The sequence below is a fragment of the Halomonas sp. B23F22_3 genome, from assembly GCF_043496965.1.
Lineage (GTDB): Bacteria > Pseudomonadota > Gammaproteobacteria > Pseudomonadales > Halomonadaceae > Halomonas.
In genome coordinates, this window is the sequence record NZ_JBIEKG010000003.1 from 241,218 (window position 1) to 258,421 (window position 17,204).

Annotated in this window: 17 protein-coding genes; 12 read left to right on the forward strand and 5 right to left on the reverse strand. The window is 70.0% G+C overall.

The window, feature by feature from the left end:
* Positions 1–232 precede the first annotated feature (232 nt).
* The 3 genes from hexR (at position 233) to ACGTNG_RS07570 (ending at position 4,574) form a co-directional block, all read left to right on the forward strand.
* Positions 233–1,096, forward strand: a complete 864-nt coding sequence (hexR, locus tag ACGTNG_RS07560) for a transcriptional regulator HexR (RefSeq protein WP_089851195.1) — start codon at positions 233–235, stop codon at positions 1,094–1,096.
* A 58-nt stretch (positions 1,097–1,154) separates the two neighbouring features.
* Positions 1,155–3,359, forward strand: a complete 2,205-nt coding sequence (uvrD, locus tag ACGTNG_RS07565; RefSeq protein ID WP_394576403.1) for a DNA helicase II — start codon at positions 1,155–1,157, stop codon at positions 3,357–3,359.
* Positions 3,360–3,485: 126 nt separating this feature from the next.
* Positions 3,486–4,574, forward strand: a complete 1,089-nt coding sequence (locus ACGTNG_RS07570) for a TRAP transporter substrate-binding protein (protein ID WP_394576404.1) — start codon at positions 3,486–3,488, stop codon at positions 4,572–4,574.
* Positions 4,575–4,656: 82 nt separating this feature from the next.
* Here the strand turns inward: ACGTNG_RS07570 and ACGTNG_RS07575 are convergent, their stop codons facing one another.
* Positions 4,657–5,064, reverse strand: coding sequence for an acyl-CoA thioesterase (locus ACGTNG_RS07575; RefSeq protein ID WP_394576405.1), 408 nt, complete (start codon positions 5,062–5,064; stop codon positions 4,657–4,659).
* 177 nt (positions 5,065–5,241) lie between these two features.
* On the opposite strand from ACGTNG_RS07575, the gene ACGTNG_RS07580 reads away from it, so the two are divergent.
* The 6 genes from ACGTNG_RS07580 (at position 5,242) to cysZ (ending at position 11,492) form a co-directional block, all read left to right on the forward strand.
* Positions 5,242–6,207 (forward strand): phosphate ABC transporter substrate-binding protein, encoded by a 966-nt coding sequence (locus tag ACGTNG_RS07580; protein ID WP_394576406.1) that lies wholly within the window; start codon positions 5,242–5,244, stop codon positions 6,205–6,207.
* A 68-nt stretch (positions 6,208–6,275) separates the two neighbouring features.
* Positions 6,276–7,502 carry an ABC transporter permease subunit gene (locus ACGTNG_RS07585; RefSeq protein ID WP_394576408.1) on the forward strand — a complete coding sequence of 409 codons (1,227 nt, stop codon included), beginning with the start codon at positions 6,276–6,278 and terminating at the stop codon, positions 7,500–7,502.
* A gap of 10 nt (positions 7,503–7,512) precedes the next feature.
* On the forward strand, positions 7,513–9,066 hold the full coding sequence (gene pstA / locus ACGTNG_RS07590; RefSeq protein WP_394576409.1) for a phosphate ABC transporter permease PstA: 1,554 nt from the start codon (positions 7,513–7,515) through the stop codon (positions 9,064–9,066).
* A 32-nt stretch (positions 9,067–9,098) separates the two neighbouring features.
* Positions 9,099–9,917, forward strand: a complete 819-nt coding sequence (gene pstB, locus ACGTNG_RS07595; protein ID WP_394576410.1) for a phosphate ABC transporter ATP-binding protein PstB — start codon at positions 9,099–9,101, stop codon at positions 9,915–9,917.
* A gap of 24 nt (positions 9,918–9,941) precedes the next feature.
* Entirely contained in the window at positions 9,942–10,670 is a 729-nt protein-coding gene (phoU, locus tag ACGTNG_RS07600; protein WP_394576411.1) for a phosphate signaling complex protein PhoU, read from the forward strand.
* 81 nt (positions 10,671–10,751) lie between these two features.
* The gene (cysZ, locus tag ACGTNG_RS07605) at positions 10,752–11,492 is read left to right on the forward strand and encodes a sulfate transporter CysZ (protein ID WP_394576412.1); all 741 of its coding nucleotides are present in this window, start codon (positions 10,752–10,754) and stop codon (positions 11,490–11,492) included.
* Here the strand turns inward: cysZ and phoR are convergent.
* The 4 genes from phoR to ACGTNG_RS07625 form a co-directional block, all read right to left on the reverse strand.
* Complete coding sequence (phoR, locus tag ACGTNG_RS07610; RefSeq protein ID WP_394576413.1) at positions 11,480–12,790, reverse strand: phosphate regulon sensor histidine kinase PhoR; 1,311 nt, start codon at positions 12,788–12,790, stop codon at positions 11,480–11,482. The two genes, cysZ and phoR, sit on opposite strands and share 13 nt — an antisense overlap.
* A gap of 1 nt (position 12,791) precedes the next feature.
* Positions 12,792–13,481, reverse strand: coding sequence for a phosphate regulon transcriptional regulator PhoB (phoB, locus tag ACGTNG_RS07615; protein WP_394576414.1), 690 nt, complete (start codon positions 13,479–13,481; stop codon positions 12,792–12,794).
* Positions 13,482–13,580: 99 nt separating this feature from the next.
* Positions 13,581–14,477 carry a 4-hydroxybenzoate octaprenyltransferase gene (ubiA, locus tag ACGTNG_RS07620; RefSeq protein ID WP_394576415.1) on the reverse strand — a complete coding sequence of 299 codons (897 nt, stop codon included), beginning with the start codon at positions 14,475–14,477 and terminating at the stop codon, positions 13,581–13,583.
* A gap of 36 nt (positions 14,478–14,513) precedes the next feature.
* The gene (locus ACGTNG_RS07625; protein WP_394576717.1) at positions 14,514–14,990 is read right to left on the reverse strand and encodes a chorismate--pyruvate lyase family protein; all 477 of its coding nucleotides are present in this window, start codon (positions 14,988–14,990) and stop codon (positions 14,514–14,516) included.
* A 160-nt stretch (positions 14,991–15,150) separates the two neighbouring features.
* On the opposite strand from ACGTNG_RS07625, the gene ACGTNG_RS07630 reads away from it, so the two are divergent.
* The 3 genes from ACGTNG_RS07630 to ACGTNG_RS07640 all read left to right on the forward strand — a co-directional run bounded on the left by ACGTNG_RS07630 (position 15,151) and on the right by ACGTNG_RS07640 (position 17,174).
* Positions 15,151–16,311, forward strand: a complete 1,161-nt coding sequence (locus ACGTNG_RS07630) for an FAD-dependent oxidoreductase (protein WP_394576416.1) — start codon at positions 15,151–15,153, stop codon at positions 16,309–16,311.
* 158 nt (positions 16,312–16,469) lie between these two features.
* Complete coding sequence (locus ACGTNG_RS07635) at positions 16,470–16,745, forward strand: HU family DNA-binding protein (RefSeq protein ID WP_152485135.1); 276 nt, start codon at positions 16,470–16,472, stop codon at positions 16,743–16,745.
* A gap of 72 nt (positions 16,746–16,817) precedes the next feature.
* Positions 16,818–17,174 carry a hypothetical protein gene (locus ACGTNG_RS07640; RefSeq protein WP_394576417.1) on the forward strand — a complete coding sequence of 119 codons (357 nt, stop codon included), beginning with the start codon at positions 16,818–16,820 and terminating at the stop codon, positions 17,172–17,174.
* Positions 17,175–17,204 lie beyond the last annotated feature (30 nt).

Consider the following 17,204-nt stretch of genomic DNA (forward strand, 5'->3'; position numbering starts at 1 on the left):
TCAAGGACGCTGCGCGACACTGCATGTCTTACTATATCTCACTTGACAGAATGATGACGGCGCATGCTGCAAACGCACAACGCGCCGTCAACGCAGGGCGGCGCGTCTGTCGCCGAGCCTTCTTGCCCCTGGGGTGCGCATCGACCCTCGGCTTGGGGCATACTGTGAGCATGACACCGCCCATCGTTTTGCCGCCTCGCCGTGAGGCGGCTCGCCAGCAAGGAGCCCCCGCGTGAGCCGTGCCCTGTTCGATGAGATGAGACGTCGCATGGAGCACTTTCGCCGCTCCGAGCAGAAGGTGGCGCGCTTCGTGCTGCGCAACCCCGAGGAAGTGATCCACATGCGCATCGTCGACCTGGCCACCGAGGCCAAGGTCAGCGAGCCCACCGTGGTGCGCTTCTGCCGTGCCCTGGGCTGCAACGGCTTCCAGGACTTCAAGCTGCAGCTGGCGCAGATGCTGGCCTCCGGCAGCCAGTTCGCCCAGTTCTCGATGAACGACAGCGACTCGGTGGTGGAGTTTTCCCACAGCATCTTCGACTCCACCGTGGGCACCCTGCTGTCGGTGCGCGACCGGCTCGACAACGAGGCGCTGAGCCAGGCCATCAACGCCCTGGCCATGGCCAATCGCGTGGAGTTCTACGGCTTCGGCGCCTCGGGAGCCGTGGCCGCCGATGCCCAGCACAAGTTCTTCCGCCTGCAGATCTCCACCGCCGCCTACACCGACCCGCACATGCAGAACATGTCGGCGGTGACCCTCAAGGAGGGCGACGTGGTGGTGGCCATCTCCCAGACCGGCCGCACCCGGGCGCTGGTGGCCAGCGTGCGCCTGGCGCGCGAGGCCGGGGCGACGGTGATCGGCCTCTGCCCCAGCGGCTCGCCGCTCGCCGAGGAGGTCACCCTGCCGCTCTACATCGATGTCCATGAGGACACCGAGATCTACACCCCCATGAGCTCGCGCATCGCCCACCTGGTATTGGTCGACGTGCTCGCGGTGGGCGTGGCCAAGACCCGGGGACCCAAGCTCGCCGAGCAGCTTCGCGAGGTGAAGAAGAGCCTCAACCCGCTGCGCTTCCCCGAGCAGGACGGCAAGTCCTGAGGCGTCCCCCGGTATGCTAAGCTGGGCCTCCATTTTTTGACCCGGCTTTCCCTGCGCTATGGACGACGTCACGGCGATTCTCGACCACATGAACCCGGCCCAGCGCGAGGCCGTCAGCGCCCCCCAGGGCAACATGCTGGTGCTGGCCGGGGCCGGCTCCGGCAAGACCCGGGTGCTGGTTCACCGCATCGCCTGGCTGATGCAAGCCGAGGGGCTCTCGCCCTATGCGCTGCTCGCCGTGACCTTCACCAACAAGGCGGCGCGCGAGATGCGTACCCGCCTGGAGGCGCTGCTCGGCATCTCGCTGCGCAACGTCTGGGTCGGCACCTTCCACTCCATCGCCCACCGCCTGCTGCGAACCCACTGGCAGGATGCGCGCCTGCCCCAGCACTTCCAGATCATCGACAGTGACGATCAGCTCCGGCTGGTCAAGCGGCTGCTCAAGGACCATCGCGTCGATGACGAGCGCTTCCCGCCGCGTCAGGTGCAGTCGTTCATCTCCGGCTGCAAGGAGGAGGGGCTGCGCCCGCATCAGGTCGATGCCCACGGCGACGCCTACATGGCGCAGATGGTCGAGCTCTACGAGCGCTACCAGCTGACCTGCGAGCGCGGCGGCCTGGTCGACTTCGGCGAGCTGCTGCTCCGGAGCCTGGAGCTGTTGCGCGACAATCCGGCGCTGCTGGCCCACTACCGCGAGCGCTTCGGCCACGTGCTGGTCGACGAGTTCCAGGACACCAACACCCTGCAGTACGCCTGGTTGAAGCTCTTGACCGGCATGTCGACGCCGATGACGGTGGTCGGCGACGACGACCAGTCGATCTACGGCTGGCGCGGTGCGCGCATCGAGAACATCCGGCGCTTCGAGCAGGAGTTCCCCGGCACCAAGACCGTGCGCCTGGAACAGAACTACCGCTCCACCAGCGCCATCCTCGACGCCGCCAACGCCCTGATCCGCCACAACAGCGAGCGCATGGGCAAGGAGCTGTGGACGGCCGGCCACCGCGGCGAGCCGATCTCGGTCTACGCGGGCTTCAACGACCTGGACGAGGCGCGCTTCATCGTCGATACCCTGCGCGAGAAGGTCGAGGAGGGCGTCAACCGCCGCGAGATGGCGATCCTCTACCGCTCCAACGCCCAGTCCCGGGTGCTCGAGGAGACGCTGATCCGCCAGGGCGTGCCCTACCGCATCTACGGCGGCCAGCGCTTCTACGAGCGTCTCGAGATCAAGAACGCCCTGGCCTACCTGCGCCTGCTGCTCAACCGTGACGACGACGCCTCGCTCGAGCGGGTGATCAACGTGCCGGCCCGGGGCATCGGCACGCGCACCGTGGAGGTGCTGCGCACCCGCGCCCGGCAGACCGAGGTCTCGCTGTGGCAGGCGCTGCACGATGCCCTGCTGGACGCCTCGCTCAAGGGGCGCGCCGCCACGGCCGTGCGCGCCTTCGCCGACCTGATCGAGCGCCTCGACAACGACACCGCGGGCCTGGCGCTTCACGAGATCATCGATCACGTCATCACGACCTCCGGGCTGATCGAGCACCACCGCAGCGAGAAGGGCGAGAAGGGCCAGGCGCGGGTCGAGAACCTCGAGGAGCTGGTCACCGCCGCCAAGGCCTTCACCCAGGGCGAGAGCTTCGAGCCGCCCGAGGCCGGCGAGGGCGGGGCGGCGCTGGAGGCCTTCCTCTCCGAGGCGGCGCTCAACGCCGGCGACCACGAGGCCGACGAGTTCGAGGACTGCGTGCAGCTGATGACCCTGCACTCGGCGAAGGGCCTGGAGTTCCCGGTGGTATTCATCGCCGGGGTCGAGGAGGGGCTCTTCCCGCACAAGATGTCCATGGAGGAGCCGGGGCGCCTGGAGGAGGAGCGTCGGCTCTGCTACGTGGGCCTGACCCGTGCCATGCGCAAGCTCTACCTGACCCACGCCGAGCTGCGCCGGCTGCACGGCAAGGAGACCTTCCAGCGGCCGTCGCGCTTCCTGCGCGAACTGCCCGAGGAGTACCTGGAGGAGGTGCGCCTGCGCGGCCAGATCTCGCGGCCGGTGACCACGCGCCCGAGCGCGGGCCTCTCCCGCCAGACCTCGGTGGACGGGGGCGGCGAGCTGCCGTCCCTGTCGCTGGGCCAGCGGGTCAGCCACCCGGTCTTCGGCGAGGGGGTGATCCTCAACGCCGAGGGGGAAGGCGAGCGCGCCCGGGTGCAGGTCAGCTTCGAGGGCGAGGGCGACAAGTGGCTGGTGTTGGGCTTCGCCAAGCTGACGCCGCTGTGAGCCGTCCTGGCCCACCGCGCGCGGCGCTTGCCGGCTAATTCAGCCGTGCCGCATACTCGTGGGCGGACACGTCTTTAGCCCGCAGGCACTGCGGGAAGAATAATCACACCTGGAGTCATGCTCGCCATGCAACGCCGTCAGTTTCTCAAGACCGTGGGCGTCGGTGCCGCCGCCGGCGCCACCGCCCCCTTCGTCGCCACCGCCAGCGCCCAGGAGACCATCACCTGGGACATGGTGACCTCCTGGCCCAAGAACTTTCCGGCCCTCGGTACCGGCGCCAACGACTTCGCTGCGCGCATCGAGCGGATGTCCGGGGGCCGCATGAAGATCCGCGTGCATGGCGCCGGCGAGCTGGTCCCGGCGCTGGAGGTGTTCGATGCGGTGGGCGAGGGCACGGCCGAGCTGGGCCACTCCGCCTCCTACTACTGGCGCGGCAAGACCCTGGCCGCCCAGTTCTTCACCGCCGTGCCCTTCGGCATGACCACCACCGAGACCAATGCCTGGCTCTATCACGGCGGCGGTCAGGAGCTCTGGGACGAGGAGTACGCCAAGCACAACCTCAAGCCCTTTCCGGTGGGCAACACCGGCACCCAGATGGCCGGCTGGTTCAAGAAGGAGATCAACTCGCTGGATGACATGCAGGGCCTCAAGCTGCGTCTTCCGGGCCTCGCCGGCGAGGCGATGAACCGCATCGGCGTGACCACCGTGAACACCCCCGGCTCCGAGATCTTCACCTCCCTGCAGACCGGCGTGCTGGACGCGGCCGACTGGGTCGGCCCCTACAACGACCTGGCCTTCGGCCTGCACCAGGTGGCCCCGTACTACTACACCTCGGCGTGGAACGAACCCAGTGCCGTGCTCGAGGGGATGGTCAACCTTGATGCCTGGAACGCCCTGCCCGACGACCTCAAGGCGGTGGTCAGCGAGGCGGCCATGGCCTCCAACCTGGCGATGATCAGCGAGTTCGCGGTGCGCAACGCCGAGGCCCTCGAGACCCTGGTCGACGAGCATGATGTGCAGCTGCGCACCTTCCCCGAGGAGGTGCTGGTGGCGCTCCACGATGCCGCCCGGCAGGTCCTCGCCGAGCAGGTGGAGAAGGACGAGGCGTCGCGCCGGGTCTACGACTCCTACACCGCCTTCCAGCAGAAGGTACGTCGCTTCACCGACGTGGGCGAGTTCGCCTACCTGAAGACCCGGGAGAAGGTCGACGCCTGACGGCGGCCGCCGCGCCGTTCGGAACTCGCCATGGGCGCCCTCGCGGCGCCCATCTGCTGTCGGGAGAGGCGTCCTGCGTGGGTCAGTCGTGCTGGCGCACGCCACGGATGCGCCCGTTGTCGTCCAGGGCGACCATCACGAAGCGTGCCTCGGTGACCTTGTGCAGCTCCTGGGGGTCGCGCTCGTGGGGGGCGCGGATCCATACCTCGACGTCGATCTTGATCGAGCTGTGGCCGATCTCGCTGACCCGGGTGAAGATGTTCACCATGGAGCCCACCCGCACCGGGCAGAGGAAATCCATGGCCTCGATGGCCACGTTGGCCGTGCGGCCCAGGGCCTCGCGGCCGGCGGCCACCTCGGCGGCCTCGTCCATGCGGGCGACCAGCCAGCCGCCGGGAATGTCGCCGTGCAGATTGGTATCCTGGCGGCTGGCCAGCAGCTTGAGGGTCAGCTGACCCTGCGGGGCGGGGGTATCGTCGATGTCTGTCATGGCGGGTGGAGCGACTCGCATTGTTGTTGTGGGGGATGTCGAGGGGTTGAGGTGTTCATCGCCGCTCCATGGTATACGTCGAGGGCCCGCGTTCACCACCGTTGCGGCGCGACATCCTGCCGCCGGCCGCGATCTCCCGGTATCGTCTTCTTCATCTTCGCGCCTCGAGGAGCCGCCATGTCCATCGTTCCGTTTCGCCGCCTGATGCTCTGGCTGCTGCTGATCGCGTGCGGCGTGGCGATGACGCAGGCCCAGGCCGATGATCGTGACCGGGGCGAGGCGATCGTCGGGACCCTGGGGACGATGGGCTCCGATACCATGGCGGGGCTGATGCTGCGCTGGGGGGAGGCCCTGGCGCGCCGCCACCCCGGCATTCGGCTGCAGCTGCAGGCCAGCGGCTCGGCCAGCGCGCCGCCGGCGCTGGTGGCCGGGACCACCCGGCTGGGGCCGATGTCGCGCCCCATGAGCGACGCCGAGCGACGCGCCTTCGTCGAGCGTCATGGCTATCCGCCGCGGGAGCTCACGGTGGCCCGCGACGCCCTGGTGGTGGTGGTGCATCGCCACAACCCCCTGGCGGGTCTCGGGCGCCGCGAGCTGGATGCCGTCTTTTCCGACACGCGGCGCTGCGGGGCGCCGGCCGCGATCCGCGACTGGCAGGCGCTGGGCCTCGACTGGCCCGAGGGGCGCATCCGCCTGCACGGCCGCAATGCGGCCTCCGGCACCCAGGCGCTGTTCCGGCGGGTCGCGCTCTGCGGTGGGCTCTTCCACCCGGCGATCAACGAACACCCCGGCTCGGCCGCGGTGGTGGCGGCGGTGGCCGAGGACCCGCGGGCCATCGGCTACGCCGGCCTCAATCACCTGACCCCGGGCGTCAAGGCGCTGGCCCATCGCACCGATGACGGGACGCTTCGCGCCCCCGACCCCGAGGCGGTGCGCCGCGGCGAGTATGCCCTGTCGCGCGACCTCTACCTCTATCTCAACCTGCCCCCCGGCGAGACGCTGCCGGCCCCCGAGCGCGCCTTCCTCGACCTGGTGCTCTCGCCCGCCGGCCAGGCCATCGTCGAGGAGCTCGGCTTCGTCGCCCTGCCCGAGGCGCAGCGACGACGCCAGCGTCGCGCGCTGACGCTGGATGAGGGCGGCTGAGGCTGTCATCCGTCTGTCATCACCCTGTCGTACTCTTTCGTTAGCCCTCGTCTTTCACAGGTCCGGTCATGCTCGACTCCCCCCCGCCGACTGCCGTGCGACGCCGCCTGCGTCAGGGGCGCGATCGCCTGGCCACCGCGCTGATCACCGCCGGCGGCATCGGCGTGATCGCCGCGCTGCTGGCGATCGGGCTCTTCCTGGCGGTGGAGGTGGTGCCGCTGTTCTGGCCCTCGGGGGAATCGAGTGCGATCCGCCCCGAGGCGCTCTGGGGGGGCGGGGAGGCGGCCGCCGAGGAGGCCGCCCGTCATCGTTGGGCGCCCACGGCCACCCTGGCACCGGACGAGACGCCGCGGATCAGCCTCGCGCCGCTGGCCTGGGGCACCCTGGAGGCGGCGGCCTGGGCGCTGGTGATCGCCGTGCCCCTGGCGCTGGGGGCGGCCGCTCACTCGTCGCTGTTCATGACCCGGCGCCTGCGCAGCCGCCTGAAGCCCACGCTGGAACTGATGGAGGCGCTGCCGGGCGTGGTCGTCGGCTTCGTCGCCGGCCTGGTATTGGCGCCCTGGGTCGAGCGTCACCTGGCCGAGGTCGTCGCCTGCCTGCTGCTGCTGGTGCCGGGGCTGCTGCTGGCCGGCGGGCTGCGCTCGCGGCTTCCCGCGCGCTGGCGCGAGGCGCTGCCGATGGGCTGGGCCGGACTGTGGCTGGTGCCCTGGCTGGCGCTGGTGCTGGCCGCGTCCGTATGGCTCGCCCCCTGGCTCGAGGCCGTCGCGTTCGACGGCGACCTGCGCCGCTTCCTGGAGCTGCGCCTGGGGCTCGATATCGCCGTGCGCAACGCCCTGATCGTCGGCGCGGCCATGGGCTTCGCCGTGATGCCGAGCATCTATGCGCTGGCCGAGGATGCCCTCTCGGGGGTGCCGCCGAGCCTGGCGGAGGGCGCCCAGGCGCTGGGCGCGACCCGCTGGCAGACCCTCTGGAGGGTGGTGCTGCCCGCGGCCTCGCCGGGCATCTTCTCGGCGGTGATGATCGGTGCCGGGCGGGCCGTGGGGGAGACCATGATCGTGCTGATGGCGAGCGGCAATGCCGCCCTGATGACCCTCAATCCCCTCGATGGCCTGCGCTCCCTGGCGGCGACCATCGCCATCGAGCTGCCGGAGGCCGGCCCCGGGAGCGTGCACTATCAGCTGCTGCTGCTGGCGGCCCTGGCGCTGTTCGTCTTCACCTTCCTGGTCAATACCCTGGCCGAGCTGGTACGTACGCGCCTGCGCCGCCGCTATCGTCGCCTGGGAGGCGGATCATGAGGGCCGGACCATGAATACAGCACCCTCCCGCCGGCTGCGCCTGCCCCGCGGCGAAGGCGCCGGGGCCTGGCTCGCCGCCGGTAGCGTGGCGCTCTCGCTGCTGGCGCTGCTGGCGTTGCTGGCGCTGCTGGCGCTGCGCGGCCTGGGACACTTCTGGCCATCGCCCGTGGAGTTCGTGGAGCTTCAGGATGGTCGGCAGCTCGCCGGTGAGCGGGTCCGCGAGGTGCCGCTCGCCGGCGGCGATGGCGATGGCGTGGAACGCCTCTATCGCATCGGCAACCGCGACCTTTCGGGCGAGCGCTGGGCCTGGGTACGGGTCTCGGCCATCGAGGCGGTCAGCCATCCCGCGGAGCTGGTGGTGGTGGAGCGCCGCCGCTGGGGGCGGGCGATCGGCCGGCTGGCGGCGTTTCAGGACGCCGGCGGAGAGCGGATCGAGGGGGAGGCCGCCTGGACGGCGCTGGAGGCGCGCCTGGCCGAGCTGACCGCGCTGCGAGACGCCCGCGATCGCCTGCGCGAGGAGGTGATCCTGCCGCTCGCCGGGCGAGGCGAGGGCGAGGCGGTGGCGTCGCCTGAGCTCCGGGCGGCCCAGACCCGGCTGCATGAGCTGCAGGCGGCCATGGCGGGAGGGCGCCTGATCCTCGACACCGCCGGCGGCGAGTCGCTGATGGTCCCGCTGGAGCAGGTACTAAGGGCTTGCCGCCCCAACGCCATGTCGCCGCTCGACAAACTCGTCGCCTGGGGGCAAGGCGTCTGGCGCTTCCTCTCCGAGGGGCCGCGGGCGGCGAACACCGCCGGCGGCGTCTGGCCGGCGATCTTCGGCACCGTGCTGATGGTCATGCTGATGTCGATCCTAGTGACGCCCTTCGGCGTGCTGGCGGCGATCTACCTCAACGAGGTGGCCCACCAGGGGCGGCTGACGCGGCTGGTGCGCATCGCCGTGCGCAACCTCGCCGGGGTGCCCTCCATCGTCTATGGCGTCTTCGGCCTCGGGGTCTTCGTCTACGGTATCGGTGGTCGCCTGGACAGCTGGTTCTTCGAGGCGTCCCTGCCCTCGCCCACCTTCGGCACCGGCGGGCTGCTGTGGGCCTCGCTGACCCTGGCGCTGCTGACCCTGCCGGTGGTGATCGTGGCCACCGAGGAGGGGCTGGCGCGCATTCCCGACCAGCAGCGCGAGGGCGCCCTGGCGCTGGGCGCGACCCGGTTGGAGATGCTCTCCCGGGTGGTGCTGCCGATGGCCGCCCCGGCCATGCTCACCGGGGTGATCCTGGCCGTGGCCCGGGCCGCCGGCGAGGTCGCGCCGCTGATGCTGGTGGGGGTCGCCAAGCTGGCGCCCCAGGTGCCGGTGGACGGCGACTTTCCCTTCCTGCATCTTGAAAGGAAGTTCATGCACCTGGGCTATCACATCTTCGACGCCGCCTTCCACGGTGGCGATGTCCAGGCCGCGATGCCGCTGGTCTATGCCACGGCGCTGCTGCTGGTGCTGGTGATCCTGGTGCTTAACCTGACCGCAATATTTCTGCGTCATCATCTCAGTACGCGTCACGGGGCGCTCACGCGTCGATGAGCCCCCAAGCGTGGCGCCACCCGGGAGTCTCGATGCCACTCGTGAAGGAACAGCGGTCGTCGCCCGACTCGGCGGCGATCATTGACTTTCCCCCCGAGGCCAGCAGCCTGGCCATCCGGGGGCTGAGTCTCGCCTATGGCGACAAGCGGGCGCTCAACGACCTCACGCTGAGGGTGCCGCGGCATCGCGTCACCGCCTTCATCGGCCCCTCCGGGTGTGGCAAGTCGACCCTGCTGCGGGTGCTCAATCGCCTCCACGATCTCAACGACGAGGTGGTGCGCGAGGGGGAGGTGACCCTAGAGGGGGAAGACATCCACGCGCCCGAGGTGTCGGTGGCGGAGCTGCGGCGACGGGTGGGCATGGTGTTCCAGTCGCCGAACCCCTTCCCGATGTCGATCCACGACAACGTGGCCTTCGGGCTGCGCCTGCAGGGCGGGCTGAGCAAGCGCAAGCGCGACGACACCATCGAGTGGGCGCTGCGTTCGGCGGCGCTGTGGGACGAGGTGAAGGATCGGCTGCGTGCCTCGGCCTGGTCGCTCTCCGGCGGCCAGCAGCAGCGCCTGGTGATCGCCCGCACCCTGGCGGTGGGCCCCGAGGTGCTGCTGCTCGACGAGCCGGCCTCGGCGCTCGACCCGATCTCGACGCTCAAGATCGAGGAGCTGATCCGCAACCTGAAGTCGCACCTGACCCTGGTGCTGGTCACCCACAACATGCAGCAGGCGGCGCGGGTCTCCGACTACACCGCCTTCCTGCAGCAGGGGGAGCTGGTCGAGTACGCGCCGACCGATACCCTGTTCACCAATCCGCGCCTGGCGCGTACCGAGAACTACATCACCGGGCGCATGGCCTGACGGCCGGCCCCAAGGAGAGATCCCATGGACATTACCAGCGATATCCACAGCCAGCATATCTCGCGGCAGTTCAACCAGGAGCTCGACGAGCTCAAGACGCACCTGATGGCCATGGGCGGCCTGGTCGAGAAGCAGGTCCAGGACGCCGTGGGCGCGCTGCTCGACCACGACTCGGAGCTCGGCCAGCGGGTGGTCGACAACGATCGCGCCGTCAACGACATGCAGATCAAGATCGACGAGGAGTGCACCCAGGTGCTGGCGCGGCGCCAGCCGACCGCCTCGGACCTGCGCCTGGTGCTGGCGGTGATCCGCGCCGCCTCCGATCTGGAGCGCATCGGCGACGAGGCGAGCAAGATCGCGCGCAACGCCATCGACCTGATCGAGTCCGACAGCGGCAACCGCGGCTTCGTCGAGGTGCGCATGATCAGCGAGCACGTGCGCCGCATGGTGCGCGACGCCCTGACCTCCTTCGCACGTCTGGATACCGAGCTGGCGCTGAAGCTGGTCCACGAGGACGATGAGGTCGACAACGAGTACGGCAGCGCCATGCGCTCGCTGATGACCTTCATGATGGAGGATGCCCGCGCGATCTCGCCGGTGCTCAGCGTGATGTGGATCCTGCGCGCCCTGGAGCGTATCGGCGACCACGCCAACAACCTGGCCGAGTACGTCGTCTACCTGGTCAAGGGTCTCGATATCCGCCATACCGACCCCGAGGACCTCGACAAGGACATGTTCGAGCGCAACCCTTGACCGCGCGACTCGCTTGACCCTCAATGCGCAGGCCGCCGCCCCTCGGGCGGCGGCCTTTACGCGATGATGAGGACGTTCCGGATGCTCGATGCCCTGACCGCGCTGACCCGCGGCACCCGCCTGGTCTACTCCCGCGGCCTGCGCCGCTACGTGTTCCTGCCGATACTCGTCAACCTGCTGGTCTACGGCGCCATGCTCGGCTACGTGCTGGGGAACTTCGGCGGCTGGCTCGACGGCTGGATGGCCATGGTGCCCGAGTGGCTCTCCTGGCTCTCCTGGTTGATCTGGCCGCTGTTCGTGGTGAGCCTTACGCTGATCGTCTTCTTCACCTTCACCCTGGTGACCCACCTGATCGCCGCGCCCTTCTACGGCTTCCTGGCGGCGCGGGTGGAGGTCGAGGTGACGGGGCGTCCGCCCCTGGACGACCGGGGCCTGGCGAAGACCGCCGTGGACGCCATGGCTCGCGAGCTGGTCAAGCTGGCCTATATCCTGCCGCGCATGGCACTGCTCTTCGTGCTGAGCTGGATCCCGGTGCTCAACCTGATCGCGCCGCTGCTGTGGGCGGCCTTCACGGCCTGGATCATGGCGATCACCTACCTCGACTACCCGATGGACAACAACAAGGTCAGCTTTCGCGACATGCGCGCCCGGCTCGCCGCGCGCCGCTGGCCGACCCTGACCTACGGCGGCTGGGTGACCCTGATCACTTGGCTACCGCTGGCCAATCTCTTCCTGCTGCCCGGCGCCGTGGCCGCCGGGGTACTGATGTGGGATCGCCACTACCGCGGCCTGGCAACCGTCACCCCGCCTCAGGCGCGCTGAGTCTGCGGCGTCTCCTGCAGGCGGCCGGCGGGGAAGCAGCAGCGGAAGGTGGCGCCGCGGCCTGGGCGGGAGTCGATCTCCAGGCGGGCGTCGTGGCGCAGCAGCACGTGCTTGACGATGGCGAGCCCCAGGCCGGTGCCGCCGGTGGCGGTGCTGCGGCCCTTGTCGACGCGATAGAAGCGCTCGGTGAGGCGCGGCAGGTGCACCGGGTCGATGCCCTCGCCGTCGTCCTGCACCTCGAGGCAGGCGCCGTCGCCCAGGGCCCGCCAGCGCAGCACGATATGGCAGCCGTCGCCGGCGTAGCGCACGGCGTTGAAGGCCAGGTTGGAGAGCGCGCTGCGGAGCTCCTTCTCGTTGCCCATCAGTGAACCGGCCGCGGTGTCCTCCACCGAGATGACGTGGCGGCCGCCGGAGAGCGCTTCGGCGTCCCGGCGCACCGCCTCGAGCAGCGCCGCCATGTCGAGCGGGCCGTCGTGGCGGCCGCCCCGGTCGATCTCCAGGCGCGACAGCAGCAGCAGGTCGTCGACCAGGTTCTGCATGCGCTCGGTCTGGGCCTGCATGGACGCGAGGCCGCGGCCCAGGCGGGACGGCAGCTGATCGGCCATGTCGGTGTAGGTCTCCAGGTAGCCGGCGAGCACCGTCAGCGGGGTGCGCAGCTCGTGGGAGACGTTGGCCACGAAGTCGCGGCGCATCTGCTCCAGGCGGTGCAGGCGGGTGATGTCGCGGGCCATCACCAGGCGCTCGTCGTCGCCGTAGAGGGTGATCTGGAACTGCAGGATGCGCGTCTCGTCGATGGGCGAGGCCAGCGTCAGCGGCTCACGGTAGTCGCGGCCGTGGAAGTAGTCGACGAAGCGCGGGTCGCGCAGCAGGTTGGTGATGTGCTGGCCGCGGTCCTGCTGGGGCTGGAAGCCGAGCATCTGCTCGGCGGCGCTGTTCCACCATTCCAGGTCGCCGTGGCGGTCGAGCATCACCACGCTGTCGCGCATCGCCTCCGAGGACTCCTGGATGCGCTGCAGGGTCGCGCGCAGGCGCTGCTGGGTGAGGCGTTGGCTCTTCTGGTAGCGATAGAGGCGATCGAACAGCTCGCCCCACAGGCCGCTGGCGGCGGGGGGCTCCTCCTGGGGGTGGTGGGTCAGCCACTGGTGGAGGGCGTGGAGCTGGCGCAGGTGGAAGGCCAGGCAGAGCGCGAGGCCGGCGGCGATGCCGCTCGGAACGGCGGCGAAGGGCCAGCCGAGCAGGGCGCCGGCGGCGACCAGGGCCACCAGGCGCCCGCCTTCGCGTCTCCACAGGCGACCCACGTCAGCCCTTGGCGGAGAACCGGTAACCGGTGCCACGGACGGTCTGGATCAGCTGCTGATGAGGCTCGCCCAGCGCCTTGCGCAGGCGGCGGATGTGCACGTCCACGGTGCGCTCCTCGACATAGACGTTGCCGCCCCACACCTGATCGAGCAGCTGGCCGCGGGTGTAGGCGCGCTCCTGGTGGGTCATGAAGAACTGCAGCAGGCGGTACTCGGTGGGCCCCATCTCCAGTGAGCGGCCGTCGACGCTGACCCGGTGGCTGACCGGGTCGAGGAGCAGGCCGTCGATCTCCACCGCGTCCTCGACGCCCTGGGGGGTGGCGCGGCGGAGCACCGCCTTGAGGCGTGCCACCAGTTCCCGCGGCGAGAAGGGCTTGGTGATGTAGTCGTCGGCCCCGGCCTCCAGTCCCTGGATCTTGTTGTCCTCCTCGCCCTTGGCGGTGAGCATGATGATCGGCAGCTCGGCGGTCGCCTCGTCGCGCTTCAGGCGGCGGGCCAGCTCGATGCCGCTGGTGCCGGGCATCATCCAGTCGAGCAGCACCAGGTCGGGCTGGTGATCGACCACCATGGCATGGGCCGCCTGGGCACTGTCCGCCTCGAGGACGCGATAGTCGGCCATCTCCAGCGCCACCGCGATCATCTCGCGGATCGGCGCCTCATCGTCGACGATCAGTACGGTCTTGGCGCTCATCCCGAAGCCTCATGGTCTATGGCAGGTCGATGACGATGACAACACGTCATGATGACAATAGCGTGACAGGCCGGGGCTGTCGCCCGCTCAGCCCCCTGCTCATCCGCCAGGTCCCGCCGGCCACAGCGAGAGCGCGATGCCGGCGAAGGCCACGAGTCCCGACCAGTGGTTGTTGAGGAAGGCCTGGAAGCAGCGCTCGCGGTCGCGCTCGCGGATCAGCCGCTGCTGGTGCACGAAGGTCGCCGCCATTGCCGCGAGTCCCAGCCAGAAGAAGCCGCCGAGGTCGAGCAGCCCGCCGGCCCAGGCCAGCAGTGCCAGGGTCAGGCCCTGCAGCAGGCCGATCATCAGCCGGTCGGCGCGACCGAACAGCACCGCGGTGGACTTGATGCCGATCTTCAGATCGTCGTCGCGATCGACCATGGCGTACTCGGTGTCGTAGGCCACCGTCCAGGCCACGTTGGCGGCGAACAGCAGCCAGGCCACCGGCGGCACCGCGCCCAGCACCGCGCCGAAGGCCATGGGGATCGCCCAGGAGAAGGCCGCGCCGAGAAAGGCCTGGGGCAGGTGGGTATAGCGCTTCATGAAGGGGTAGATGGCGGCCAGCGCCACGCCCACCACCGAGAGCATCACCGTGAAGAGGTTGGTGAAGCAGACCAGCACGAAGGCGGCCATCACCAGCAGCGCGAAGAGCCCCTGGGCCTCCCCCTCGGCGATGCGGCCGGTGGCCAGGGGGCGGTTTTGGGTGCGCTTGACGTGGCCGTCAAGGTGGCGGTCGGCGTAGTCGTTGACCACGCAGCCGGCGGCGCGCATCAGGTAGACCCCGGCGATGAAGATCAGCAGCACCCGGCGGCCGGGCAGCCCCTCGGCGGCGATCCACAGGGCCCACAGGGTGGGCCACATCAGCAGCCAGGTGCCGATGGGGCGGTCCAGCCGGGTCAGGTGCAGGAAGTCGGGCAGCCGGGCCAGGCCCCTGGGGCGCATCAGGGATCGATCCATCTGGGTCTCTCGCTTATGAAGACGTGCCGGCAGAGCCTAGCGTGAAGGGAGCTCGAGGTCATCCATCATGCTGTCCAGGAAGTACTCCTGGACCAGCACGGCGAAGCGCCGGTGGCGAAACACCGAACGGCGCGCCCAGGGACCACGCGCGCTTGGAAAGGCGGCCGGACGGTCGGCCACTTCCAGCGGGCCGCGCACCAGGTCGGGCTGGCGGAACAGCCAGTGGCCCAGGGAGCGCTCGCCCAGCCGGTCGAGCCGCTGGCCGTGAAGCCCGTCCAGGGGCACCACCGAGCGGGCCATGACCCAAGGGCGCTCGTTCAGGCACAGCGCCACCTCGCGCAGCCAGGCCAGGCGCCCATGGGGCAGCCCCAGGGCCAGGGCCTCGTCGCGGTGGGGGCGGCCGAGACGCTGATCCAGCAGGCGGACCCGGAAGGTGCGCGGGCCTCCGGCGGCGATCAGCCGGGCGGTGAGCGAGTCGCGGGACGCCACCCAGCGCCACCAGTCGGGGCTCATGGCGGGACGTGCCGCCGCCAGGGGGCGCCAGCGTGGATCGCGTGCCGAGCCGTTGCTCACCGTGTCTCTCCGCGTCGATTTCGAGGGCGGCTAGTGTACCATGTTGGATCGACACGCTTTTTCGTGACGGGCCGCCCGGGCCCCCGACTCGAGGAGTTCCATGACCGCCCCCCTGACCATCATCGGCTCCGGCATGGCGGGTCTCGGACTGCTGCGTCAGCTGCGCCAGCTTGACCCCGCGCGACCGATGACCCTGATCACCGCCGACAGCGGTGACGACTACACCAAGCCGCTGCTTTCCACCGGCTTCGCCAAGCGCCTGTCGCCGTCGCGCCTGGCGGCGCGCTCGGCCCTCGAGGTGGCCGACGAGCTCGACGTCGTGGTGCGCACCCAGGCCCGGGTCGAGGCGATCGATGCCGCGGCCCGGACCCTGACGATCGGTGCCGAGACCCTGCCCTGGAGCGAGCTGGTGCTGGCCACCGGCGCGGCGCCGGCGTGGCCCTTCACGGTGCCCGAGGCCGTCGCCGAGCGCGTCTTCAGCGTCAACGACCTGGACGACTATCGGGCCTTCCATGCCGCCCTGGAGGCGCTCGGCCGACCGGCGCGGGTGGCGGTCATCGGCATCGGCCTGGTGGGCTGCGAGTTCGCCAACGACCTCGCCGCGGGAGGCCACGCGGTGGAGCTGGTGGCCCCGGAACCGGCGCCCCTGCCGCGACTGATCCCCGAGGCCCTGGGCCACGCCCTGGGCGAGGCCTTCCGCGAGGCCGGCATGCGCCTGCACACCGGCCGCACCCTGGCCCGGCTCGAGGCCGAGGGCGAGGGGGTCGCGGTGGGGCTCGACGATGGCGCGTCGCTTTCGACGGACCTGGTGCTGGTGGCCACCGGGCTCCGGCCGCGCACCGCGCTGGCCGAGGCGGCCGGGCTCAGGGTCAGTCAGGGCGGCATCCACACCGATCGCCGGCTGGCCACCTCGGCGCCCGGCATCCACGCCCTGGGCGACGTGGCCTGCGTCGACGGGGTCAATGCCATGTACGTCCAGCCGCTGCTGGCCAGCGCCAAGGCCCTGGCGCGAACCCTGATCGGCACCCCTACCCCGGTGACCTACGGCCCCTGGCCGGTGCTGGTCAAGACGCCCCTGCTGCCGGTGGTGGCGCTGCCCCCGGCCCGTTCGCCGGCACGTTGGCGGATCGAGGGAGAGGGCCGTGATCTGACGGCGCTGGCCGAGGACGAGGCGGGGGCGCTGATCGGCTTTGCGTTGACAGGGCGCGCGGTGCGTCGGAAAGTCGAACTGGCGCGAGCCGCGCCGCCGTTGCTAGGCTAGGTTCGTCAACCACCGGGCCACTCGCGGTCATCGGGTCGCGGCGCCATCCTCATGAGCACGATGGAAGGTGGGCGCGTGATGCGCTGACGGGTCGTATGAAATAATAATCCAGTCGGCGACGAACGCCGGCGTTTCGATGCCAATATCAGGAGGGCTGTATGCGCAAGCCAGAACTCGCCGCGGCGATTGCCGAGCGTGCGGATCTATCCAAGGACAAGGCCAGCCAGGTGCTCAACGTCATCCTCGACGAGATCACCGGGAGCGTTTCTCAGGGACAGGACGTTTCATTGATCGGCTTCGGTACCTTCACCGTGCGCGAGCGTGCCGCGCGCACCGGCAAGAATCCCCAGACCGGCCAGCCGCTGACCATCCCGGCCAGCAAGACCGTCGCCTTCAAGCCAGGCAAGGGCCTCAAGGACGCCGTCGGCAAGTAAGGCGCTGCGGCCCGCCCGCCCGCGGGCCGCGTGACCCTACCTCCTCTCTCTTCCTCCGGTTCCGGAGCCGATATGAAGCTGCGACTGATGCTGTGGCTGCTCGGGCTGATGCTCAAGCGTGCCCTGCGCCGCAAGGCGCGGTTTCGCGAACTGCTGGGCGAGATGCGCGGCCTGGACTGGGGCATCGCCACCGAGGATCTCGCCATCGCCCGGCACTACCGCATGTCGCCGGGCGGCATTCGCCCGGGCCGGGGCCTGCCGGTGGATCTCGACCTCGAGCTGCGCTTCGCGGACGAGGCCACGGCGCTGCGGGTGCTCAAAAAGCCTACCCAGCAGGCCTTCCTCGACGGCATGATGGCCGGCACCGTGCGGCTGGTCGGCGACTCCGGCGACCTCAAGAAGCTGCAGCGCCTGCTCAAGCACCTTTAAGCGCTCAGCCACAAGCGCCGAGCTACAAGC